Here is a 23518-nt window from a genome sequence, read left to right as displayed (position 1 = left end):
GACGAAATACAAATACTGTTTTTCTACCGGGCTTGAGATCGCCACACGGGGTTCGTGCTTCTCTCCGGGGTCGGCACGTAGCCGCCCCATGATGGGGTAAGAGAAAGCGGTGTGGATCAATCTTTTGGACGCCCTTGTCGCTGGCAACAGGGCTGTGGACGTTACGATCTCACACCACCTTCGTCCCCGTGAGGACCTCTTTCTGCCGAGGCAGAACCGTGAAAGCTCCTTTGTGAGATCTTATCAGGCGACCGCGACCGCGGTGCCGGGTTCGCTTCCCCAGCGGAAGTCGGTGCCGTCCGTCCACATGCGGTGGAGAACGACGGCCAGGCGGCGCGCGACGGCGACAATGGCGCGCCGCATACCCCGGCGCTGGGCGACCTTCATCCCCCAGGCCTTAAGCCACGACCAATGCCGGCTCTGGGTCATCAGGATTTGCGCCGCTTCGTACAGCATCGTTCGGAGCATGGTGTCGCCGGACTTGGAGATGCCGCCGTCATAGTCGACCTCGCCCGACTGATGCCGCCGAGGCGTCAACCTGAGATGCGCGCCGACCGCTCTGGAATGAACGAAGCGCTGAGGTTGGTCGATCGAGGCACGGTAGGTGAGAGCCACCACCGGGCCGACGCCGGGCGCGGTCATCAACCGTTTGCAGACCGGATCATGCCGGACCGTGTCGAGCAGCATCTCGTGGAGGGTGGCCAGTTGCTGGCGCATCACCCGCCGCACCGTCAGCAACGGCTCGACGATCGCCGCCAGTCTCGGAAAGCCCTCGACTAGATGACGAATCCGGGCCTCGTAACCGATCGTGCTGACGACACCGACCTTGAGGCCGAAGTTGCGCAACGTGCCGCGCATGTCGGACTCGATGTCGATCAGCTTGCGCTGCACAAGCTTGCGGCTGGTCAGCAGCATCCGCTGTTCCTGCGCGGCCAGCGTCTTCACGTGCACCGGCTTGAACAGGCCGACCCGCATCATCTGAGCGATCCCGCGGGCATCGTTGCGATCGGATTTGTTGATCTGCTGCGCCTGCAACAGCGCCTTCATGTGGCGGGTCTCGACGCAGATCACCGGCAGCCCCGCCTCGCTAAGGCCATTGACCAACCACTGCGACAGCGGCCCGGCCTCGATCCCGACCCGAACATAATCGCCACCGACCGACGTCAACAGCACGGCAATGTCATCGGGTTCGGTCGGTACCTTGCGCTCGCACACCACCTTGCCCGCATCGTCCACCACGCACACCGACGTCTCCTTCACCGAGACGTCCAGACCCACGAAATGCGCCATCGCTCTCACTCCTTCCCTCGATGCACGAGGTCAGGTCGACCCCGGTCCAGGCATCGTACGTGAAGGGGCTGTAATCTCATCTACTGTCGAAATGCAGCCACCGCGATACACCATCTTGTGGTCCTGCCGTACTCGCCATCCTCAACCGCTCCCGAGTATCCGATCCGCGGTACGCAGGCTCAGCGCCATGATCGTCAGCGCGGGGTTGGCGGCGAGTGAGCTCGGGAAGACCGAATTGTCACAGATCCACAGATTGTCGATCGCGAAGCTGCGGCCCCACGGATTGACGACCGCGGTATCGCCGCTCTCGCCCATCCGGCAAGTGCCGATGGTATGCGCGGCGCGCGGCAGGGTGACGATGTCGTGGGCGCCCGCCGCCTGCCAGATCGCGGTCATCGTCGCGATCGCGTGTTTGTCGATCGCCTGCTCGTTGGCGCCATAGCCGAACGTCACACGCGCCTTGGGGATGCCAAACGCGTCGGTTTCGTCAGCAAGCACCAGTCGGTTGTCGTCGCTTGGCAGGCATTCGCCGTTGATACCGATGCCGGCCAAATGAAGGTATTTGTCCATCACGTCGACCAGCTCCTGGCCCCAGCGCCCGCCGCCGCGCGCGAACGACGTCGCCAGCGTGACGGGCTGAACGCCGAGGCTCTGCATAAGGTAGCCGCCCGCGAAATCGGCACCGTCTGGGCGCAGCATGTCCTCACTGATCAGCGACGAGGGATAGCCGCGGTTGCAGCGCATCTCGGCATCGAATCGACCCCAGACCTGCGTCGCGACATGCGCCATGAAGTTGCGGCCGACCTGACCGCTCGCATTGCCGATCCCCATGTGGAGCAGCAGGCGCGGGGTCTCAACGCCGCCTGCGCTGAGCACGACCGCGGCGCACCGCTGACGGTGCTCCTGCCGGCCGTTGCGGTAGACTACCGCGACGATCCGGCCGGCGGCGTCGCGCTCGACCCCGGTCATCCGGCAGCCGGGGCGGATCTCGGCGCCGGCGGCGACCGCGAGCGGGAGATAGGTGGTATCCATCGACGCCTTCGCGCCGTTGCGGCACCCCTGATGGCAAGCGCCGCAATTGACGCAGGCCTGACGCAACCCGCCGCCTTCCTGCCGCCAGTCGCGCGAGACCAGCGCAGCGGGGGCGTCGGTCGCGGTGATGCCTACCGCGGCGCACCCCGCCGCCATCGCATCGGCGGGCGCATTGCGCTTGACCGCGGGTAGTTGATAGCGGCGGGCCGCGTCCCACGGGTAATCGGCGGGGCCCGAAACGCCAATGAACGCCTCGACCTGTTCGATGTAGCGGATCAGCTCGGCGTGCTCGATCGGCCAGTCTTCGCCTTGGCCGGTCAGCGTCTTTAGGCGCAGATCGCGCGGATCGGGACGAGGGCAGAACGCGCCCCAGTGCAGCGTCGACCCGCCAACGCCGGTGCCGCTGTTGTTGCCGCCGAACGCCTGCGGCATTGCGCCGTCGCTCAGCCGCTCGTCGATCCAGTAGATGTCGCTCGCCGCGAGTTCATCCGGCGTGTGCCGTTGGGGTTCGCCGTTGGGGCCGGCTTCGAGCGCGACCACCTTTAGCCCGGCCTTGGCGAGGCGGGCCAGCAACGGTGCGCCGCCGGCACCGGTGCCGATCACCACGACATCGACGACATCGGTTTCGGCATAGGCGCGCATCTGGTCGAGGTTCATCGTGCGGGCTCCCAGCCTTCGCGTTCGTCGGCGGCGGTCAGCGCATAGCCCTGCTTGCGGACGCCATCGCCACCAATGGCAAAGCCGTCATAGCCGACCCGCGCCATCGTTGCCGGATGCGCGAGCCACAACCGCACGGCGTCGGCGCGAACGTCCTCGAACCACAAGGTCATTTGCTCGGGGGTAAGCGGGGTCTTGGCGGACCAGTCGGCGGCTTCGATCGTGTGGAGCAGGGCGTCGCGGTCTTCACCAGCGAGTTTGGCGAAAGCCCCGTTCGCAAGTGTGTCGAGCGTGTCGAGCCCTGCGCGATAGGCGTCGGCGTCGACGGGAAGCGCGGCGAACCGCCAGCCATCGCCTTCGCCGCCCGCGAGTTGCGTGTCGATCCGCGCGGCGAGGTCGATGCCGTGCTGCGGGATCACGCGGTCGACGAGCGCGCGCAGGGTTTCGAGTTGCTTCGCCGACACGATCTTGGGTTGATAGTCGGGGTCGTCTGCGATCGCGCGTTCGGCCAGCGTCGCGCGGGTGCGCGCGCTCACGCGGTCGGAGGCGATCAGGCGTTCATAGTCGGCGGGGATGCTCGCTGCACCGACGGCGTGCGCGTGATCGCGGATCAGGCGGGCGACGCTGTCCGGCTGTTCGAACGGGAGAAGATGCGCGGCGCCGGCGATGCTCTGGAACCGGGCGTGGGTATAATGCGGCACGTTGAGCTTGCGCTGGTTCGCCTCGCCCAGATCGCCGTCTTCGGCGCCGGCGATGATCACGGCAGGGGTGTTGAGCGTGCCGACCTGATCCGACCAGTCCTCGCGATAGCCCTGTTCGAGCCATGCTCGCCATGCCTGGGGATTGGCGCGCTGAACGTCGGCGACGGCGGCGTCATAGACAGCAGGCGGCAGCGGGGCGGCGATGTTCTGGTCGACGAAGTCGCGGGCGTCTTCGATACCGACTGGGCCCTGCTTCACCCAGTCGATCATCGTCGTGCGGCGTTCGTCGTCGATCGGCTCGGGCGAGGGGGGCGACGCGGCCATAAGCACTACGCCGGCCAGCCCGGAGAGGCGTCCCGCTTCTGATCGCTGCGCGAGAATCGTCGCGATCTTGCCGCCCATGCTGTGGCCGACGAGCATCCATCGGTCCGCGTTTTCCGCGCGGATCTCTTCGGCGATGGTGTCGGCCATCTCCTCCACCGTGAACCCGGTCGCGTCGGACGCATCGCCGAAGCCGTTCAGGTCGAGCGGTCGGCAGTCGAACGCGCCGAGTTGCGCGATCACCGCGTCCCACGACCGGGCGCTGCCGCCCAGCGCATGCAGGAAGAACAGCGTCGGGCGCATCACGCCGCGTCCCATGCGGCCTCCTTTTTGAGCGCGATCTCGTCGTGGTTGCCGCAGGTCATCACGGCCTGCTCCTTGCCGTCCTCCTTCAGGAAGACTGCGAAGTCGCCAGCGGCCACATCGCCTTCGATCCGGCGGTCGTCGGGTTTGGCTACGTGACCAACATAATGGAGGCTGGTGTCATACTGCCCGGTCCAGAAGAACGGCGTGTCGCCATAGCCGCCGGTGACTGCGCCGAGTAGCGAGCGCGCCAGCCATTGGCCCTGGCGTTGCGCATGGACCCAGTGCTCGACGCGGATCGGGTGGCCGAGCCTTGGGTCGGCATAGCTTGCGATATCGCCGATCGCGTAGATACCGTCGGCCGAGGTCCGTAACTGCGCATCGACCGAGACGCCGCCGCCAGCGTCCTTTTCTGCGATCATCAGCCCTGCCGCCTTGGCGAGGTCGATCCGTGGTTCGACACCGACGCCGACCACGAGCAAGTCGCCTTCGATAGCCGTGCCATCGTCGAGCATCGCGGTGTGGCCGTCGTACTGCGCGAGTTCGCAGTCGAGGCGGAAGGTCACGCCCTTCTCCTCGTGGAGCGCCTGCACGAACTTACCGACTTCCGGCCCTGCGACCTTGGCGAGCGGTACGCTGTCCCTGGCGATCACCGTCACCGAAAGCCCGGCTTGGGTAAGCGATGCGGCGGCCTCGAGCCCGATGAAGCTCGCGCCCAGCACGATCGCGCGCTTCGCGTCCTTTGCCGCGGCTTTGACTGCGTCAGCGTCGGCAAGCGTGCGCAGCACGAACACGTTATCCGCGGCCTTCACGGTGTCCGGCGTGACCGGCGTCGCGCCGGTGGCGAGGATGAGAACGTCGTAGGGGACGCGGTCTTGGTCGGCGGTGACGACAGCGTGACCTTCTACGTCGATCGACGCGACAGCAACGCCGGTCCGGACGTTCGGCGCAGGACCGCGACCTAGGCCGGGTTCGGGGAGTGCGGTATCGTCGCGCTCGGCATCGCCTGCGAGATAGTCCTTCGAAACCGCGGTCCGGTCATAGGGCGCATCGGCGTCGTCGGACAGGATCGTGACGTCGCCGCCGAGACCCGAGCGTGCGAGCATGTCGGCGCAGGCGTGCCCCGCCGCACCGCCGCCGACGATGACGACCTTGCCGATCGACCGGGTCGACGGGGTGGCCCGCGTCTGCTCCTCCTTGCCGGTAATGGTGACGACGCCGTCCTTCTCGACCACGGTGAACGTGTCGAGCGGCGCGAACGCAGGGGCGGCGACAGCCTCGCCGTCACTGAGCGAAAAGCGCGCGTGGTGCCACGGGCAGCGCACTGTCCCGTCGATCACGAGGCCGGTTTCCAGCGGTGCGCCCTGATGGGTGCATTTGCCAGCGAACGCGCAGACCTTGCCGCGATGCCGGACCAGAATGACGTCCTCGCTGCCGAATGATCCCGCGACCGGTTTGTCGTCGTGCAGGTCCGCTGCGGGCATGCCCTTGCCGAGATCGATCTTTGCCATGTTCCAAATCTCCGAAATTCCGGAGTGAACGATGCAAATCAACATCCGGTGCCGTGGAAATTCGTTCTCGGTCAGCAGCTTCGACTGCAAAGGTGCTTTGCATCAACGATTACCAAGCTCGCCAAGTAAGATGGTTCGCGCTCGGAAACCGTCTGCTACAACAAGCGTGCTTAGAACCGGTTCTGGGCCCGCTAGCTGGGGCAAGCTGGATCACCGACCCCTCTGCTCTGGTAATAGCGGCTGACGCTGGCCCAATCGTGGCGTCCTGAAAGCCTTGGTGCACCATAGATCCTATGGCTACCTCAGCTGACTGCGGACGTGCAGCCGGCTGAGGTTTAGCCATCAGAATCAGGAAATTGGAACCCCGCCGCTCACGGCCACGACATTACCGGACATGTAGCTCCCCTCCGCCGACGCGAGCATCACATAGGCGGGAGCGAGCTCGCCCGGCTGTCCAGCGCGGCCGAGCGGCGTGTTCTGGCCGAGCGTTTCCAGTTCTTCCGGTGACTTGGCGATCGGCTGGATTGGCGTCCAGATCGGGCCTGGCGCCACCGCGTTTACGCGAATGCCTTCGCCGGATAGAAGGTTGGACAGGCCCACCGTTAGGCTAGAGATAGCGCCCTTGGTTGCTGCGTAGACAATCATGTTCTTGCCAGCGACCTTTGCCTGTTCGCTGGTCGTGTTGATGATCGCCGAACCAGGCTTCATGTGCGGCGCTGCTGCCTTGGCCAAACGGATCATGGCAAAGACGTTAGCGGCGAACGCGGCCTGCATCTCGTCGTCGTCGATGCTATCAAGGCCCTCGTTCATTGTCTGAGCGGCAGCGTTGTTGACGAGCACATCGATGCCACCGAATTCCGCGATCGTACGCTCAACCAGGGTTATGCAGTGATCCCGGTCGCGAAGATCGCCCGGAAGCAAAACACAACGTTGCCCCGCCTTTTCTACCCACGTCAGTGTCTCTTCGGCGTCGGCTTGCTCGTCGGCAAGGTAGGAGATCGCAACGTCGGCTCCCTCACGGGCATAAGCAATCGCCACTGCCCGGCCGATACCGGAGTCCCCTCCGGTTATCAGCGCCACCTTGCCCTTCAGCAGGCCCTTGCCAACGTAGCTCTCCTCGCCGTGATCGGGTTTGGTTCGCATCTTCGCCGTCAAACCGGGTCTTGGCTGCCGCGGCTCATCAGGAAAACTTGTCGGCTGGCTGGTACGCGGATCGTCGGTCATAGCGGTTCCTGCTGGTGGATATCAGCAGCAAACGGCTCAGGAGGGATAACGTGCCGGGCGGCCGCACGTGACGACGGCATCCCGTCGGTGTCAGCGTTTCACCGGTTGCCAGCGATAAGCAGTGCCGGCTTTGACGATCTGGCCGAGCCCTGGGAACGGAAAATGCGGGCTGAACACATGTTCGCCGCTCGCTGCCAACTTGGCCAGCTCGGCCGTCCGCCGCTGGCGCCCCTGCTCGCCGTCAGTGTCGTAGCCGATGATCCATTCGGGCCTGGCGAGAGACACGATAGCGCTATGAGCAGTGTCGCCCATGTCGAGTAGCTTCTGGCTGTCTGACGTGATTTCGTAGCCGCTATGGCCGGGCGTGTGCCCCGCCAGCGGGACCGCGCGGATACCCGGGATCACGGCCGCGCCAGGATCAAACGGCATGACCTTCGGCGTGATCGTCGCGACTAGCGCGGCATTGTCGGGCTGGCTCTGCATGAACGCCCATTCGGCGCGCGTCATACGGATCGTCGCGTTGGGAAACGCCAGTTTGCCGTCCGCGCTCGACAGGCCGCCGACATGATCGCCGTGCGAATGCGTGATGAGGACGTCAGTAATGTCCGCCGGCGATACTTTGGCGAGCGCTAGGCTCTGCATCAGGACGCCACCAACCTTGGGGCCCAGGCCAGTGTCGATAAGGACCATACGGCCCGGCATGCGGACAAGCAGCGCATCGACACCGAGCGATAGCGCGTCGGTTGGCGCGCCTGCTTTCCGCAATATATCCGCGACAGCTGCCGGGCCTTCCTTCTTGCCGAACACGCTGCCGTAGTTCGGAACGCGGTTGATCATGTCCCGCAAGGCCACAGTACGCATCGAGCCGATGCTGAACGGCACCGCCGCAGGCGCGATCGGCACTGGCTTTGCCAGCACCGTCGCCCCCAAGAATACGGCAACTCCGAGCGCGGCTATCGAACGAAGGGTCATCTACAGTCCCATGATGATTGTTGGATATCGTAAGGAACGTGGCGGGTTCAGTGAGCTAAGACAACTTGATGAGGTACCCGGTATTACAGGTAAGGCCGATGGGGCGACTGCTTCACTGACCGTCGGCGATCGCTGGCTCAGGCGGGCGCCAGACTTTGGAACGCCGCGATAAGAGCCTGTTCGTTGATCGGTTTGTCGAGAACGATCATCGATGGCCGACTTACATGGCATGCTTCGCGCGTGCCGGTAACGAAGATCACGGGCGTCGGCCCATGCTCCAAGATGATGGCTTCCACCGCGGCAGGGCCGGTACCGGCTGAGAGATTGACGTCGGACATGATGATGGAGGGAGGCCGCAATCTCGCGGCATCGATTGCCTCATCTTGCGAGGCGGCCTGATCAAAGGATGTGCCGCCAGCCCGCTCGATCAGCTGGATGATGTGATCGGCGATGAGGAAATCATCCTCGATGACGAGCACATGGCACATATGACAGATCCCGATAAGCTGAGCTCTTAACCAATGTGATCACGCAATGGGCCCGCCACGGCGTTAATAAATGTCAGACAAGGTCGAGAGCTCAGATCGGCGCTTCGATTGCGAAGCGAACACCTTCCGGCAAATATTGGATTTCCGCCTTGCCGCGGATGTGGCGTGATAGGACGCGCTCAATCATTCGCGTACCAAATCCAACACGTGTTGGCATAGCAACGATAGGTCCATCCTGCTCCGCCCAGGAGAAGGTAAGTCGGCGTTCGGTTGCATTGCCGTTCAGGTCCCAGCGTATGCTCACCTGACCCTCCGGTACCGAGAGCGCTCCATATTTGATCGCATTGGTCGCCAGCTCGTGCAGTGCCATAGACAACGCAAGTGTCACTTCCGGGGTCAGCCGTATCGTCGGGCCGACAGCGGAAAACCGTCGACCGTTGCTGTCCATGAACGGCGCCAGCACCCGCTCGACAATCTCACCTATTGCCGCGCCTTCGATCTCGTCCTTGAGCAGCAGTTCGTGCGCAGACGCTAGGCTGGCGATGCGGCCCGACACCGCATCCCGAGCCTCAGCAAGGGACCCAGCATCGCGTAGCGTCTGACTGACAACGGCACTTACCGTGGCAAGCGTGTTCTTCACACGGTGCGTCAGTTCATGGGCCAGAACCGAACGTTGCTCCTCGGCGAATTTTCGAGCTGAAACATTGCTCGAAAAGCCCGAAACCGCCAACGGTGTGCCATCCGCGCGACGCTGCAGCGAGCCTTGGGAATGGATCCAGCGTTGCTCGCCTTCAGGCGTCAATATGCGGTATTCGACGTTATAACGCGTGCCATGCTCGATAGCGCTGTTCAGCGAAGATCTGACGAGTTCGCGATCCTCTGGGTGCACGCAAGCCAACAAGCCTTCCGCCGATAATATCTCTTCGGCCGGCCTTCCAAAGTTTGCAAGACAGCTTGGCGAATAGCTAAGCCGCCATTCTGGCAGGTCGATGGTCCAAGTGCCCAGTCCGCCAGCATCGAGCGCAAGCGCCAGGCGCGCTTCTCGTTCGGCCAAAGCGACTTCACGCTTCGCAAGCTCGGCACTCAGCGTGTCGCGGTCGCGTTCCAACTGCAACAGCCCGTGCCGCTCGAGCGTGACATCGAGCTGAGATGCCACGAAGTAGCGTAGGCTGCCAGTCGCGTCATGCACGGGCGCGACCATGAGGCGGTTCCAGAACGGCGTGCCGTCACGACGGTGATTCAGGAGGTCGATATCGATCGGCTCGCGGCTAGCGACCGCATCCTTCATACGTCGGACGTCGGCCTGATCGGTTAACGGTCCCTGCATGAAACGGCAGTTCCGGCCAACGACCTCGACCGCCGAGAACCCCGTCAGAGCCTCGAACGCACGATTGACGTAAACCAGCGGGTTATCCGGTAGCGTTGGATCGCTGACGACCATCGGCGTAATGCAGTGATCGAACGCCGCAACGAAGGGGTCATGCTCGTCGAGGCGGGACGCAAATGCGTCGACAGCCTCGCGTACGACACCTGAGGCATCGTGCGGTCGAATAGGCGAAGGTGGGAGTGGCTGACGGTCCAAAGCGGGAACGTCCTAGCGGTAAGACGTTGATGGATCAACGTAATCGAATTTATGTATAACTTCTGTCATCTGTCGTCCCACTTCGTGAAGCCGTGGATTGTCGCTTATCACCCGGAAATCAGGGACTGGTCTGGGACCACTCTGCGGCAAACGCGGGCGCCGCAATGAAGCTCGCTGGCTGCGGGGATACGGGCGGTGGATCGCAGACACCCTCTTCAATGTAGCGCATTGCGGACATCAGACCATTCCGGGAGAAGGGCTTGGGTATGACGCCATGGCCACCGGCAAAGTCGGCTGGGATCTTAAGTGGGTTTGCAGTGACGAAGACGACTATTGCGTCCGCCCATCGCTTCCGGATCAGTGCACAGACATCTAGGCCGCTGGTGCCTTTCGCAAGCTGTATGTCGACAAAAGCCAAGTCCGGATGGAGATCGCTTGCCAGGTCTTCAACTTCGTAGAGAGACGCGGCCTCGCCGACGACACGGTGACCGGCGTCTTCGATCATCGCTTCAATATCCATCGCCAAAAGAGCTTCGTCCTCGACGATCAGCACGTTCAACGGCGGTTGGGCACGTACACTCATTAATCGTCCACCGGGAATGAGAGAGATACCCGAACACCGGGGGCGGCGTCGGACCACACGACGTCGGCCCTGACTTGCTTGGCGAGGCGGGAGATAAGCATTTTGCCAATGCCGCCCAGCTGAACGTCATTGCTGGCTAGCCCATGCCCATCATCGGTGATTTCGATCATAGCATGATTGTCTTCTGGGGCGGTGCGGACAGAAATCGTACCGGCTCGCCCGTCGGCAAATGCATGCTTGATGGCGTTGGTCGCTATCTCGTTGAGGATCAACCCAAGCGATGCCGCCTTACTGGACGGCACCTCTATTTGCGAAATGTTCGAAACCACCTTGATGTCGTTGCGTCGGCTGGCACCAACGACGTCGCTGATTAGATTTTCGGTAAACGCCCCGACATCGAACCGGGTGACGTCGTCCGACTGATAAAGACGGCGATGTACTGTCGCCAGAGCATCAACCCGTTCGAGCATGGTTTCAAGTTTTGATGAAACGGCCGGGTCTGATATGCTACGCGCCTGCAAACGCAGAAGCGAACCAATCATTGTAAGGTTGTTCTTTACGCGATGGTCGACTTCGTGAAGCAGTAGGGTTTTTGCATCTAATGCGGCCTCCAGGTCTGACGTGCGCGCCTCGACTTCCTGCTCGACCAATAACTTCTGCTTTGAGATGATAGCCTGCGCCTTGACGCGGTCGGTAACATCGAGCTGGGAGGCGAAGAAGAACACAACCTTGCCAGCGTCATTGCGTACAGGACTCAGATACAACGCGTTCCAGAACGCAGATCCATCCTTTCGATAGTTTAGAAGGTCCACGGCAATGTCGGCTTGGGCGTCGATTGCCCGACGCACTTTAGCCACCTGCTCTCGGTCGGTGTCGGGACCCTGCAGGAAGCGGCAGTTACGGCCAATGATTTCACTTCGGTCATAGCCCGACAGCGTTTGAAAGGCTTCGTTGCAGAAGACGATCGGGTTATCGGTTTGCGCGGGGTCCGTAATGACCATAGGCATTCGGGTAGCCCGAACAGCCGCAGCAAAAGGGTCCGCTCGTCCGTGCTCGTAATCAAGCGCTTCCGTCAGATGCCAATCGTCCCGCTGCTTCATCACGCCTCCGTGGAGCGTGCCGACCAGCCGAACTCCGTGCCGGGACTAAATCGTTCTGATCGTTTTCCGTTCCGCTGAGAGATCGAGTTCGTCTCATTGAGGCATGACCATTGGGCAGCATGGCTCGCGCGTAGAAAGCCTCTTTGAGTTCGAAAATCGGCGACCCGTCTGCAGGCTGGAAGCTGAACGAATGGCAGACATGGGGAAAGCGGAAATGGCTCGTGAGTATCCGGTTCTGGGTCGTCTGAGGTTGATGAAAAACTGCGACCATTCGTATTGCGGCCACCTACCAGCAACCAAGGCGCGCGGCTCAGCGAAGCACATCCTCGGCGTCGATGACCGTCATGTCGTGCATCTGGTCGAGGTAGCGTTCGAGGTATGGCTTGTGCGAGGCGCCAACGACGATAAGCCCGCGGATACCTGGTTGCATCGCAAACATGTCACGTATGTTCGAGGCCATGCGCAGGTTGCGCGTTTCCCAATAGCCGACATAGCCGCGGCCAAAACGGTCTGCCGACGGCTCTGCTAAGGCAGCGCCGAAGTCGCTGGTAAATATGAGCTTCGCTTGGGCAGCCCGATTGAAGTCACGGTACATCGCAAGCATTGCGCCGGGCTGCCCGAGCCTGGCGGACAGTGCCGCATCTCTTGCCTTGCGCTTGGCCATGGCGGCGTTGTCCCACGCTTTCGAGATAACAGCTTCGTAGCCTTTCTCGTCGGCAACCGGCGCGTCGGCCGTGTGATCGTCCATCGCGTACACGCGCTCAAGCCCGAGCCGGGCAGCCAAGGCGGCAGCTATTAGCAGGCTCTCGTCATTCCGAGTGCGGAGGCGTTCGAGCCTCGCGACTAATACAGTGTCAAGGCCCTCACCGGCGTGACGCTCGTTCTCAGGGAGGCGAAGCCACTGAACGAGCGCGCAGGCGCTCTCGCCGCCGGCAAGGAACACGGCGGCGAGGCGACGTCGATCGGCGGGCAAAGGTGCTGCGGGCCAGGTCGCAAGCAGCCGGTTCCAGGCGGCCGTTGCCGCTGGCACGTCCAGCCCAGTAGCTTTGGCGGCGGGTACCGGGTCCCAGCAGTAGCTTTCGACGCTGTCTTTGTAGCGTTCTGGGTAGTGCCGCATAAAATCGCACTGAGACCCGGACACCGCCTCGATCGCGATCGCCTGAGGACGCCACGCCGCCAGCTTGTCGAGGACCGGACCGAGTTGTTCAGGTCGGAACGTTGCAGGCATGGCAGAAAGGTGCGTGCTCCCAAGCACGACCAGCTGGTTCTGCGGTCCGGACCGCGGTCCCTTCAACCGGCTTGTGTCGAACGGGCGGTACGTCTGCGCCACCGCGACCGACACGCCTGATACCGCCGCGATCGTTACTAGGAACCTCGACAACCAACGCATTTTTGACCCTTCGGTATAGCTGTGACACTCACCTAATACAGCAAGGGCGATCAGGGAAGCGTTGCTGGCGGCTGCCAATGTGGGGGAGGGCAACCGGACCGGATTTAAGGGAGCCCGTTACCAGAACCCGTTTACCGAACATCAGACCCGCCCGCCGAACCGGCGTCGTGGCGAGGCCATCGACGTCAGCGAATGGCGCGTCTAAACGGCGACCATGAGCTATCCGGGGTGCAGGATTAAGTGACAGGGTCCGCCAGGATACGATTTGCGACCGTTGCGCCGCCAGGCAGAATGCCACCGGTGATCTGGTTAGGCATCACGATCATTCTCACGATCGTCGACGCCTTTGGTGTCTCTACAACGTTCGGATTTGCGCTCGGGCTCGCCTTCTGGGGCGCACTGGTCGGCGTAAACATGCTCGGCTGGTCCGCTTGGCGACGATCGCTGCCGGGGACGCGTGACCATGCCGGGCGGACGGCGCTAAGTGCCCTTGTCCTTAACTCGCTGCTCGCGATCGAGGTGCCGCTGCTCTACCGCCTGATGGGGCGGGGCGACGCTTCAGTGGACTGGAAACCGTTCGCCTATGGTCTGCTGGTGACAGGCTTCGTCATGGTCCTGCTCCGCGCCACGCGGGCACGGCATACCCTGGCCAGGCAAGACAGCGACGTAGAAGACACTGCTTGCTCGCCAGCGACGCCGACCACGAGTTTCGGCATTCTAGCCCGCGCAGGCATAGACCCGGCAGACCTGCTGTCGGTTCGCGCCGAAGATCATTACTGCCGCCTCTCAGTGCGCGGTGGGGGGACGCTGCTGGTGCACTATCGCTTCCGCGATGCAGTCGGCGACCTCGCCGACGTGCAGGGCGCGCAGGTCCACCGGGGGGCCTGGGTTGCAGATTGCGCCATTACGGGCAGTGAGCGCACCGGGCGGCGCTGGTCGCTTCACCTCGCCGACGGGTCGCGCGTGCCTGTCAGCGAGACGCGCATCGCGTTGTGTCGAGCGCGGGGCTGGCTGGAACGCGGCTGACTCGCGTAACGCCAAACCGGTTTCGCGAAATCTGTGCCTATCCGGCGCAATCACACCTTACCGAACCGCGATCCGCCAACCATCACCGGTCCTGTATTCGAGATAGGGAACGGATAATGGGTGGGATATCGGCAATAGGCGCGGCGCATGTCGCAATGGGAAGCGTGGCGCTGGTCAGCGGCGCCTTCGTGGTGACGTTGCCCAAGGGGACAGCGCGGCACAGGCACGTTGGCAGAGTCTATGCCGCCGCGATCCTCGCGATCAACGGTACCGCATTGTCGATGTACGACCTCACGGGGCGGCCCAACGTCTTTCACGTTATCGCGCTCGTCAATCTCGCGACGTTGGCAATGGGGCTGCTGGCGCTACGTCGTTGGCGCCGGACGCGCGAGCCTGATGATCTTGTCACTCACCAGCGACGGATGGCAATGAACTATGTCGGCCTGTGGATGGCGTTCGTCACCGAACTGCTGGTCAACCCAATGCTAGGTATAAGCCGGATTAGCGACCCGCGAAGTCACTGGCTCCTGATGATCGCGTTGAACCTCGCGTTGTTCGGCGCCGGTGGCTGGCTAGTGCGGACACGCCTGACCGCTACGACGGTGCGGGCATGACGCCGCGGTCGTCTACCGATCCGCGCGCGCCACTCGCGGACGTCGTCGCATTGGCGGCGCTGGCGTGGGTCGCGGCGGCCACGCTGCACGAGGGAATGGGGCACGGCCTCACGTGCTCTGCAATGGGGGGCGATCCAACGAACTGGAGCACCTTTCACTTCGGATGCAATTCACAAGCAATGTCGCTGTGGGGCGGGCGGATCGTCGCAGGCGCTGGAACCGCGGTCAACGTCATCCTCGCCGCTCTTGGCTGGCTCGTCTGGCGAGGAAGCGGCTCGCTGAGGGGGCGGCTCGCCGGTTGGATCGTGTTCGCACTCAACGGATTGACCAGCTTCGGCTATCTCGTCTTCTCCGCAGTCTTCGGCATCGGTGATTGGAACGGGCACGGAGTGATGGCGGGGGTGACCGATCCTGTTCTCGCGCGTGTTGCGCTCGCGGTCGTCGGCATCGCAGGTTACTATGCCGTCGTCCGCCTCGCTGCGGGAATGCTGTCGCGCGTGCTCGACAGTGAAGGTGTGGCGGCGCAGGCACGGCGGTGTGCGGTCATTGTGTGGATGACGACAGGGGTGATCTCGCTGGCTGCGGCGCTGGCAGCGGGTAGCGATTGGCGGTCTACGATCGGCGCGTCGATTGGGGTCGCACTCGGCGGTAATGCCGGCCTGTTGAGCATGGGGCGGTTCGTTAAGCCAACGGCTGCCGCATCGGCGACCACGCTTTCGCCAAGTTGGTTGCTGCGCGTGGCTGCTCTCGTCGGGACGGTAGCGTTTGTTGCGATCCTCGGGCCGGGGTTCGCCTTGTAACGCAATGGACTAGGGGCTTCGCTGAGTGGTCAGGGAACTGCCTGCGGCACTGCCTCCCCCTTGGACATGAACCAGTGTCTGAGCTGGAAGGGGGCAGAGACGCGCGAATGACGTGCTATGGGTCGTTACTAACGCGGATCGGCTGACGGACTTCCGCGGCGGTGGTCTTAGCTAGCCTAGTCGCGCCGAATCTGTATGCCAGTGAGTAGGTTGCTTACGAGGGTTGATAATGGATTTGGTGTCCAGGCGGACGATGCTCGCGGCCCCGTGCTTCGGGACGCTCGCCATAGCCGTGGCGGCAGGTGCAACAACCGCGACGACGCCCGGCATTCTCGCCAACTTGTCGACCTGGATGGACCTGGCGTCCGTACCGGGCGCGAGCTGGGCAATGCTGGACCGCTCCGGCGCCATCTCGTCTGGTGCGGTCGGCTACGCAAAGGCTAATGCGGTGCCCGCGACACCCGAAACACTGTTCGAAGCAGCATCGCTGTCGAAGGTGGTTCTTGCGGTCGCGGTCCATGACATGGTGCGGGAAGGCCTGATCGACCTCGACCGGCCGGTGGCGGAGCATGTCGCGTTCACGGATGATCCTGCGACGCGATCGATTACGCCTCGCCACCTGCTCTCCCACTCTAGTGGCCTGCCTAACTGGCGCGACGAAGCGGGCGAGCCGTTAACAGCCGCGTTCCTTCCCGGCACGCGATTTCGCTACTCTGGCGAGGGCTTCGTCCTGCTCGGCCGGTTGGTCGAGGCAGTTACAGGCCAGACCGCCGCGCAGGTGGTGGAAACGCGGGTCCTGCGACGGGCGGGAATGAGCCGAAGCACCTATGGATGGGCAAGGGGCGCCGAGCCAGCAGTCGCGTGGGCGCACGACGGAGGTGGAGGTGTACTCATCGACAAAGGACCGGCGGGCTATGCGATGCGTCGCGATGCTGGCCCGCCGAAACCAGTCGACCGGTGGACGTTAGGCGAACGGGAGAAAGCGGCCGTCGCACTTGGCAAACCGGCAATGCCAATATTCATGATGCCCAACATGGCGGCCGGATTGTGGACCACCGCCAGCGACTACGCGCGGTTCCTGGCTTTCGCACAGCGCTATCCGGCGCTTTCAACGAAGACCACTCGGGTAAAGGGAGCGCTCGACTGGGGACTAGGCTGGGGGATGGAGAGTGACGGTGGGCGGGGTTTCGCTTGGCACTGGGGTGCCAACGACGGCGTCGCGAACCTGTTTGTCGTGGACCTCGCATCGGGCGCAGCGGTTGTGGTGCTCACCAACGGCGACGCTGGGCGCAAAGTTTTCGAGCGTGCTGCCCGCACTGTCTTCGCACGCGAGTTCGATGCGTTCGCTTGGCTGAAGTGACCTCCGCCGGCCCATCCGTCTGCTTGCGATATGGGAAAGGCAGCCGCTTTAAGGTTGCAACCCTGTCACCCGGCGCGTCTCAGTCGTCTTCTGAAGCATGAACGAGACGCTCCCAGTGGCCGGCATGGGTCACGCTGATCGCAGATAGCGCATCGCAGCCTTCAAAATGTCATCGCCCATGAGGACAGGTACATCGGGTTCCAGTTCCCATCTGGGGTTATCCTGGACGTCGTAAACTGGCTCTGCTGAGTATTGCAGCGCCAGACCAGTGCGGTCGAGCCGTAACGGAAAGACTGCGGCACCTACCCGCATCATTGGTGTTCCTACGATAGCCGCACGCCCGAGACTACGCAAGCCCATGGGAAAGCCTTCCGCCATGCTGGCGCTCCACCGCGTTGTGAGGACAGCGACCTTACCGGTGTAGGTAAAGGGGCCCCGCGGCTCGACGGTCTCTGTCCAGGCAGCACTCAGTCGGTTGCCCTCGCGCCTGCGCATGCGGGCATAGGGCATCGTCTCGGTGATAAATCGTCCCATGATCGGGCGGGCTACCGCGGTGTCGCCGCCACCATTCTGACGCACATCGATGATGAGTCCGGGTGCATTCCGGAAGCTTGCCAGCGCCGCGTCGAAGGCCGTCACAACCGCATCGTCAGCAAAGCTGCGAACGACGATGCAACCGATGTCATGACCTAACATCCGGCTCTCGACATTGGGGAGCGTAACAGGTTGCTTCACGCGGACGGGAACGACGTGTTCCGAACCTGGCGTCGACCGCACCGTTAACGTCCTTGGCATGCCGCGCCGCCCCGACACCGCCACGTTAAGCGCAAACGCCGTTGCCGCTGGATCTGGACGGCTAAGACAACGCGGCATTATATCCGAAGCGATCTGCCCAAGCGGTCGGCCGTCGATCGCAAGCACGCTCTGGCCAGGCGTAATGCCCGCATCCGCTGCGGGGGACCCATCGCGAACGCTTGTGACAAACGCCGTACCATCGCGGTTGGGTTCGACCCGCAGATCAAAATATGGCCCGCGCGCCGCATCCGGTGCCGGATCATTCAAGTGGGTGTGCGCGTCGTACAGTTCGCCGATCACCCGGCCAACAATGCCGGCGAACGCTTCAGACGATTGGGCGGCAGCGGCGAGCGGGCGATACATTCGCCTTACTGCCCTCCAATCGGTGCGTTTCTCCCCGAAATAGCAGTAGCGCTCGTCCAGTGTCCGCCAGAGCTCGTCGAAGTCCTCGACATAGGTCACGTCATGAGCCGGCTCTCCCGCCTGGGCCATACCCGGCGGGAATGCCGCAGCCGTACCCAGGGCGATACCAGCATGAATCAGCGAGCGACGGGTCATGGGGTGGTGCATGTGATCGGCTTTCGCTGGTGGTCTTCCATGCGGTTAGCTGAATGAAATCTCGCCGCCTTGAACGATATTGCTGTCGCGCGAACGGTGCGAGCTTACCTGTTTGCGTAGCGTGCCGGCGATACACCGACGATACGCTGGAATTGCCGTGTGAGATGGCTTTGATCGGCATAGCCGACATCAAGCGCAACCTCCGCGATTGGCTGACCTGCCAAAAGCAGGCGTCGTGCTGCGACGATGCGGCACTGATTGCGGTACGCAAGGGGGGTGATCCCGACTGCCTTGCGGAAGCTACGCGCAAGATGGAAGACGCTGATCCCGGATACGGTCGAGAGCGTGCCCAACCCAAAGCCGTCGGCGAAGTGGGCGTCGATGTAGCTTCGAGCGCGCGCAACGGCATCGCTGGATACGCGGGTGTCATCCGACGATTGTTTCACCTGGTCGGCGAACAGGACCCCAGCCAAATCGGCGAGCGCGCTTTCCTGTTCCAATCGCCCCGCGTCGTCGCGACACAATAAAGTGTGCGCATCAGCAACGATGGAGTGAGACCGATCGCCAGCCAACACGGGGGAGTCAAACCGCGGCGCGTTCAGGCGCGCGGCGATGTAGGGACGTATCGCTTCGTCGGGGATGTACGCGACGCGATAGCGTAAGGTCTCACCTCCCGTCGTTCGGTTGGCATGCGGCTGGTCGCGATGAAGACGCAGTACCTGACCTGCCTCGACGTTGTAGGTTCTGCCGCCAACAGCGAGGGCCTCACAGCCTGCCATGACCGCGCCGACTACCCATTCCGCATGGCTGTGCTCGGGAAAGGCTCGCTCGTTATACTCGACGGATACGAGTTCGACGCCTGGTAGGTAGGAGGGGCGGGAGAAGTGGGCATCATTTCTCACTGGCTCACTCATGTTAACGCGCCGCCTACCGAGAGCCGAACGCCGATCAGTCCAAGCAAGTATGTCATTGCGCCTTACCGATCCACGCGCGGCCGGATCCCAAATCGACCGTCAGATCGCGCCTGCCCATCAGTTGCATGCCGATATTGCCGTCCATTATCATATTCGGAAATACGCGTGCTTGCCCGGTAAATACCACGTCGCGCGTAATCGTTGCGCTAACCGGCTGAGCCGTCCGAATGTCCGCGCGTAAGCCTAGATGCGGCGCGATCTGCGGCGACACGAAGATGGTCGGCCCTGCATTGGCAGAGTCCAGTTCCATCCAGGCACGGCCCCGGGGGGTGTTTACCCCGATGTTGACATCGAGGGCGGCACCTTCTGCTCCCCGCACCAGCCGAACCGGCACTTCAAGACCGGACTTCATACGCGCCGCGAGGGAGCCCGGTGTTTCGATCACGATCTGGCGACTAGCGAAGCGAATAGTGATGATACGGCCAGCGAAGAGGTCTAGTCCGATCGAGCCGTCCAGCCTGGCAGTGTCGGCATCGAGCTTGCCGAGATCGTAGACGATCGTCGTCGGTGCTGTGTAGGCGTGCTCGCCCATTTCAAAAGCAACGTCATCGCAGCGTGGTAGATCCAGGCGCTCTCCGGTCATACGGAACGCCGTGACATTGCCCCAAGGTTCGCAGCCAAGGTCGCGGGCCAGGGCTGGCGTAATCATTGTCACCCCCTCGCCGGTGTCAAACAAGAAGGTCCGCTCGCGGCCGCCAACCGATGCCTGAACAGTGAACTGCTTACCTTGAAAAAGCTCGAGGCTTATCGTTTGTGGGCCGCGGTCTTGCGATGGTCCGGCTGGAAGGGCGGCGAGCAACGCGCCCATCATTAACATTTTCACTAGCATCCCCTTACCCCGCAGGCTTCACTGGCGGCGGGGTCCCCATACCGGCGGGTGCTGCAACGGCACTGCGTTTGAGCCAAACCCGTCCTTGAGCAAGATCCATGGTGACCACCCAATCTTTGAGAAACGGCATGCCAAGGTTTCCATCGATCACGATGTCGGGGCTGAAGATCATCCCGGACGCTTCGACACCGGGAGCGATCTGGAAGTGGCCTTGTTGCGGCCCCTCGCCGGCAACCTTCTTCAAGCCGAGTAGAGGAAGAAGTTTTGGTGCAACCAGGATCGTGCCGCCATTGCCACTGTCCAGCTCGAGGCGCGCCGGTCCACGTTCGGTGGGGACGTCAATGAACACAGACAGCGCCAGGCCGCCTATTTCACGAGCCAGATGAGCAGGAAGCTCCACCGCGTTCGCCTTGCGCCCAGCCGCGCTTTCAGGTGTTTCCAACGTGAGTTCGCGACCTGCGAAATCGATGGTTATAGTGCGTCCGGCGAATGCGTCGAGGGCAAGCAGACCATCGATCGGTGTGTCGGGAGACCCCACGTCCATGACGATTGCAACAGGGCTCTGTAGGGTCTGGTTCTTCCAGTGGATTGCAACATTGTCGCAACGTGGGGCGGTGATCTTCGTGCCGGTCATATGAAACCCGGTGATTGATCCCCAGGGTTGGCAGTCCATCTCTTTCGCGAGCGCTGGTGAGATCACCGTCAGTCCGCCTGCAGTGTCGAGTTGAAAAAGCCGCTCCCGGCCGGCCACCTTCACTCGTGCCGCTACGCCTTTGCGGTAACTTTCCAACGGCAGCCGCACCGGACCCGTTGGGGCAGCATTCGCTCCAGACGCCAAACTAATGAGCAACCCAGCCGATAATAGCTTCTTCAAAAGAATGCCCCTTTCATGGTGGGATGCGCAGGCATCAAAGTAGTCGAACAGACGATGCATTTTACTGTTTAAGGCTAAAGGGCAGTGATCCAGCGCTCGAGCTGATCGGTATTGCGCATGTCGCCGGTGTTAGCATGTACCGGCCTGGCCGGGACGTTCGAACCGCGTTTCCTGCCGCGATACACCTTCATCGGAATGACGGCCCGGGCAAAACCGCTGGGCAGAGCGACTTGCCGTACGTCCATGTAGAGCGAGTCAGCGCTCGTCTCCTGCCCGACGTGAATGCCGCCTAACGCGGTCCATAGATCGACCGCATCAAGGCATGCCGATCCGCATCCCCAGTCCGTCAGCACGAATACCCGCGCTTTCAGCATGTGAGCAGCGCCGGTTGCCGCTGGCTTAGCTTCGTCGGCATCCACTTCACGCCAGAGCGCTTGGCCGAGGGCGCGGGCAGATGTCATGCCCTTCGCGGTACGCGCGGCCCAGTCTTTCACCGCCTGCGAGACATCGGCGGAATTCTGCCAGGCGGTACGATAGCCTTCAAGCGTGGCGATGTTTCCCGCCGAAGCGCGCCAGTCGACGCCTTCCGATCCTGATGGCAGCGCGTTCACTGCAGCCTGGCCCCAGAGGATAGCCGCAATCTGATACGACCAGTCGGACGATCCACCGCCATTGCCTCGAAGGTCGAGCACGATGCGCTGTGCCGCTGCGATCGCGAGGGCGTCCTTCCTCATCGATTTGATGATTGGCGTTAGGGACTTGGCATCAGCGCTGTCGGGGTCACCGTTGAAGCTGGGGAGCGAGAACCAGCGCGTGCCGTCAGCAAGGGTTCGAGCCGCGAACTCTGGACGTGCCCGCGGTGCGGTAGCGGCAAAACGTGCGTCGAAGTCTGCATCAGGCAGATCGCGCCAACTGAGCGTCACGTCCTTTAGCTTGTCATCGACCTTGAAGCGGCAGCGGACTGGACGCTTGATGTAGGGGTTGGCGGCGTCGAGGAACAACCGACCACCATTGGTCGCTCGTTGGCTGACCAACTCCCACCTGCCTCGGAAGGCGCCGACGTTGCGGGCAGCCAGGTGTTCGGCATCAATGCCATCGCAGCTTACGAGTACTGCTCCGAGCGGTAAGGGAGCGTCATCCGCTCGGGTCATCACGACCTGACGTCCGGTGCCGTCAAAGCCGGTCAGAAAGCCGGGCCAGCGGATCGGCAGTGGCGCTGGCTGATCGAGGTCGAGCGCGACATGCCCATCGTTGAAGCTCGCCACGTAACCGCGCATCGCCCATAGATATCCTGGGTAGTCTCCAGCGGTTGCAGCACGACGCAGGGCCAACGCCAGACCGGCATCGTTGCGACGCGCAAAGCCGGGGTCGAGTTTGTTGTAGGGACCAGGGTGATTGTCGGCTATCTGGTTGTGATAGGCCTTGGCGTCCATTCGCAAGGTCGCTGCCCAGTCGCGAGGTACGTTGGTCGCACCGATCAGCAGAACCGCCGCTGGTATGGCAAGGAGCGACGGGTTCATCTCGGCGCGGCCAGTTTGCTGGCTGCCTTCTCAAGATAGGGCCTGACATCAACCGAACTGTAGCCCGGTGTCGTCGAGGCGAAGTGTCGCAGCCAGTACCCGTGTCCAGCCCCGTACACGACGAGGATGCGATCGCCCGGTTTGGCCACATTGATGAGCTTTGCGAAGATCTTCGCATTGCGCAGGTACCACATGGCATTCAGATCTGCGCCGGGCTGCTCGTTACCGTCACCAAGTCGGAGCAGGGAGTAGTATGAATCCTGTCCACCCATGGGCGTGGAGGGGTCGTTATAGTGGATCAGCATCCGCGGTATGCTGGTGGTTGCCTGCTCAGCCTCAAACTTTTTGGCAGACGCCTGGACCGTTTCAAAGGCGGCGTCGAGATAGGCCTGCTGCCCGTGAGCTTTTGCATAAGCTTCGACCCGGCCGATTGGGAAATAGTCCGGTTCACCCTTGTCGGGTTGCTCGTCAATACCTTGAACGGACCGAAGGCCGGCGCGAGCAGCGATGCGGTAGCCGATCTGGGTTGTCTCGTCCCGGTCGATCTTGAGCATTTTTGGGGAAAACCTTGCGAAGTCCGTCACATCGTGGGTCGGGCCCGGGCGTTGCGCCTCGACCATGACCCGCGTCGGTTCAAACTCAGCGATGGCATCAGCCAGTGCTTCCAGTTCGCGCTGGCGCTGCGGCGTGGTGACATCGTCGACATGGGCATTCACCTTGTCACGACCAGGGTTGCCGAAATGATAGCTACCCAGCACCATCACTTGGACAGGTTGCTGTTGTGCAGCGGTCACAGCAGGCGTTGCTGCCGCAGCGAGTATGGGTAGCAGCATGCAGGAGTCCTCCTTGGTGTGGTGCTCAAACAATACACGTCGAACGGCAGCTGTCTATCTGGATTTGCTGCATTGGACGCCGCTGTAGATGAGGTTGGTCCGACAGCTGGCAACGACACCAGTCCCGGAATCGGTACGTTTGCGAGCAGGCCGAGTTAATCATATCCCCTGTTGATCTCAT

The 23518-nt window shown here is 62.5% G+C and carries 21 protein-coding genes; 4 read left to right on the top strand and 17 right to left on the bottom strand.

The window, feature by feature from the left end; all coding sequences use genetic code 11:
• Window positions 1-243 precede the first annotated feature (243 nt).
• The 11 genes from O6X71_RS06420 to O6X71_RS06370 all read right to left on the bottom strand — a co-directional run bounded on the left by O6X71_RS06420 (window position 244) and on the right by O6X71_RS06370 (window position 12992).
• Window positions 244-1290 (bottom strand): IS110 family transposase, encoded by a 1047-nt coding sequence (locus tag O6X71_RS06420; RefSeq protein WP_353464997.1) that lies wholly within the window; start codon window positions 1288-1290, stop codon window positions 244-246.
• A gap of 141 nt (window positions 1291-1431) precedes the next feature.
• Window positions 1432-2979, bottom strand: coding sequence for a GMC family oxidoreductase (locus O6X71_RS06415; protein WP_235527830.1), 1548 nt, complete (start codon window positions 2977-2979; stop codon window positions 1432-1434).
• Window positions 2976-4319, bottom strand: a complete 1344-nt coding sequence (locus tag O6X71_RS06410; RefSeq protein ID WP_353464996.1) for an alpha/beta hydrolase — start codon at window positions 4317-4319, stop codon at window positions 2976-2978. The genes O6X71_RS06415 and O6X71_RS06410 overlap by 4 nt, the downstream gene beginning before the upstream one ends.
• Entirely contained in the window at window positions 4304-5815 is a 1512-nt protein-coding gene (locus tag O6X71_RS06405) for an FAD-dependent oxidoreductase (RefSeq protein WP_353464995.1), read from the bottom strand. The genes O6X71_RS06410 and O6X71_RS06405 overlap by 16 nt, the downstream gene beginning before the upstream one ends.
• Before the next feature lie 348 nt (window positions 5816-6163).
• Window positions 6164-7039: an SDR family oxidoreductase gene (locus O6X71_RS06400; RefSeq protein ID WP_353464994.1), complete on the bottom strand. Its 876-nt coding sequence runs from the start codon at window positions 7037-7039 to the stop codon at window positions 6164-6166.
• A gap of 90 nt (window positions 7040-7129) precedes the next feature.
• Window positions 7130-8011, bottom strand: a complete 882-nt coding sequence (locus O6X71_RS06395) for an MBL fold metallo-hydrolase (RefSeq protein ID WP_353464993.1) — start codon at window positions 8009-8011, stop codon at window positions 7130-7132.
• Between the two features lie 137 nt (window positions 8012-8148).
• Window positions 8149-8499, bottom strand: a complete 351-nt coding sequence (locus O6X71_RS06390) for a response regulator (RefSeq protein WP_093401120.1) — start codon at window positions 8497-8499, stop codon at window positions 8149-8151.
• Window positions 8500-8590: 91 nt separating this feature from the next.
• Window positions 8591-9940, bottom strand: coding sequence for a PAS domain-containing protein (locus O6X71_RS06385; protein WP_435368446.1), 1350 nt, complete (start codon window positions 9938-9940; stop codon window positions 8591-8593).
• Between the two features lie 259 nt (window positions 9941-10199).
• On the bottom strand, window positions 10200-10634 hold the full coding sequence (locus O6X71_RS06380) for a response regulator (RefSeq protein ID WP_332756711.1): 435 nt from the start codon (window positions 10632-10634) through the stop codon (window positions 10200-10202).
• A gap of 29 nt (window positions 10635-10663) precedes the next feature.
• Complete coding sequence (locus O6X71_RS06375) at window positions 10664-11764, bottom strand: histidine kinase dimerization/phosphoacceptor domain -containing protein (RefSeq protein ID WP_353464991.1); 1101 nt, start codon at window positions 11762-11764, stop codon at window positions 10664-10666.
• A 310-nt stretch (window positions 11765-12074) separates the two neighbouring features.
• Window positions 12075-12992 (bottom strand): DUF5694 domain-containing protein, encoded by a 918-nt coding sequence (locus O6X71_RS06370; RefSeq protein ID WP_353464990.1) that lies wholly within the window; start codon window positions 12990-12992, stop codon window positions 12075-12077.
• Window positions 12993-13454: 462 nt separating this feature from the next.
• On the opposite strand from O6X71_RS06370, the gene O6X71_RS06365 reads away from it, so the two are divergent.
• The 4 genes from O6X71_RS06365 to O6X71_RS06350 all read left to right on the top strand — a co-directional run bounded on the left by O6X71_RS06365 (window position 13455) and on the right by O6X71_RS06350 (window position 16954).
• The gene (locus O6X71_RS06365; RefSeq protein ID WP_353464989.1) at window positions 13455-14180 is read left to right on the top strand and encodes a LytTR family transcriptional regulator DNA-binding domain-containing protein; all 726 of its coding nucleotides are present in this window, start codon (window positions 13455-13457) and stop codon (window positions 14178-14180) included.
• Window positions 14181-14296: 116 nt separating this feature from the next.
• A complete protein-coding gene (locus O6X71_RS06360; RefSeq protein ID WP_353464988.1) occupies window positions 14297-14794 on the top strand; it encodes a DUF2306 domain-containing protein in 498 nt (165 codons plus the stop codon).
• Window positions 14791-15594: a hypothetical protein gene (locus tag O6X71_RS06355; protein ID WP_353464986.1), complete on the top strand. Its 804-nt coding sequence runs from the start codon at window positions 14791-14793 to the stop codon at window positions 15592-15594. Before O6X71_RS06360 ends, O6X71_RS06355 begins: the two co-directional genes overlap by 4 nt.
• A gap of 229 nt (window positions 15595-15823) precedes the next feature.
• The gene (locus O6X71_RS06350) at window positions 15824-16954 is read left to right on the top strand and encodes a serine hydrolase domain-containing protein (RefSeq protein ID WP_353464985.1); all 1131 of its coding nucleotides are present in this window, start codon (window positions 15824-15826) and stop codon (window positions 16952-16954) included.
• 129 nt (window positions 16955-17083) lie between these two features.
• Here O6X71_RS06350 and O6X71_RS06345 read toward each other — a convergent pair whose 3' ends face one another.
• The 6 genes from O6X71_RS06345 to O6X71_RS06320 all read right to left on the bottom strand — a co-directional run bounded on the left by O6X71_RS06345 (window position 17084) and on the right by O6X71_RS06320 (window position 23337).
• On the bottom strand, window positions 17084-18307 hold the full coding sequence (locus O6X71_RS06345) for a S41 family peptidase (protein WP_353464983.1): 1224 nt from the start codon (window positions 18305-18307) through the stop codon (window positions 17084-17086).
• Between the two features lie 104 nt (window positions 18308-18411).
• Window positions 18412-19221 carry an AraC family transcriptional regulator gene (locus O6X71_RS06340; protein ID WP_353464982.1) on the bottom strand — a complete coding sequence of 270 codons (810 nt, stop codon included), beginning with the start codon at window positions 19219-19221 and terminating at the stop codon, window positions 18412-18414.
• Window positions 19222-19273: 52 nt separating this feature from the next.
• Window positions 19274-20098 carry a retropepsin-like aspartic protease gene (locus O6X71_RS06335; RefSeq protein ID WP_353465082.1) on the bottom strand — a complete coding sequence of 275 codons (825 nt, stop codon included), beginning with the start codon at window positions 20096-20098 and terminating at the stop codon, window positions 19274-19276.
• Window positions 20099-20114: 16 nt separating this feature from the next.
• Window positions 20115-21044 (bottom strand): aspartyl protease family protein, encoded by a 930-nt coding sequence (locus tag O6X71_RS06330; RefSeq protein ID WP_353464981.1) that lies wholly within the window; start codon window positions 21042-21044, stop codon window positions 20115-20117.
• A 14-nt stretch (window positions 21045-21058) separates the two neighbouring features.
• Window positions 21059-22504, bottom strand: coding sequence for a hypothetical protein (locus tag O6X71_RS06325; protein ID WP_353464980.1), 1446 nt, complete (start codon window positions 22502-22504; stop codon window positions 21059-21061).
• Window positions 22501-23337, bottom strand: coding sequence for a DUF5694 domain-containing protein (locus O6X71_RS06320; protein WP_353464979.1), 837 nt, complete (start codon window positions 23335-23337; stop codon window positions 22501-22503). Before O6X71_RS06320 ends, O6X71_RS06325 begins: the two co-directional genes overlap by 4 nt.
• Between the last annotated feature and the right edge of the window lie 181 nt (window positions 23338-23518).

It is taken from the genome of Sphingomonas faeni, assembly GCF_040407505.1.
In the GTDB taxonomy this organism is placed as follows: Bacteria; Pseudomonadota; Alphaproteobacteria; order Sphingomonadales; family Sphingomonadaceae; genus Sphingomonas; species Sphingomonas faeni_E.
The sequence above is the reverse complement of the archived record's forward strand: the minus strand, read 5'-3'. Positions and strand labels throughout refer to the sequence as shown.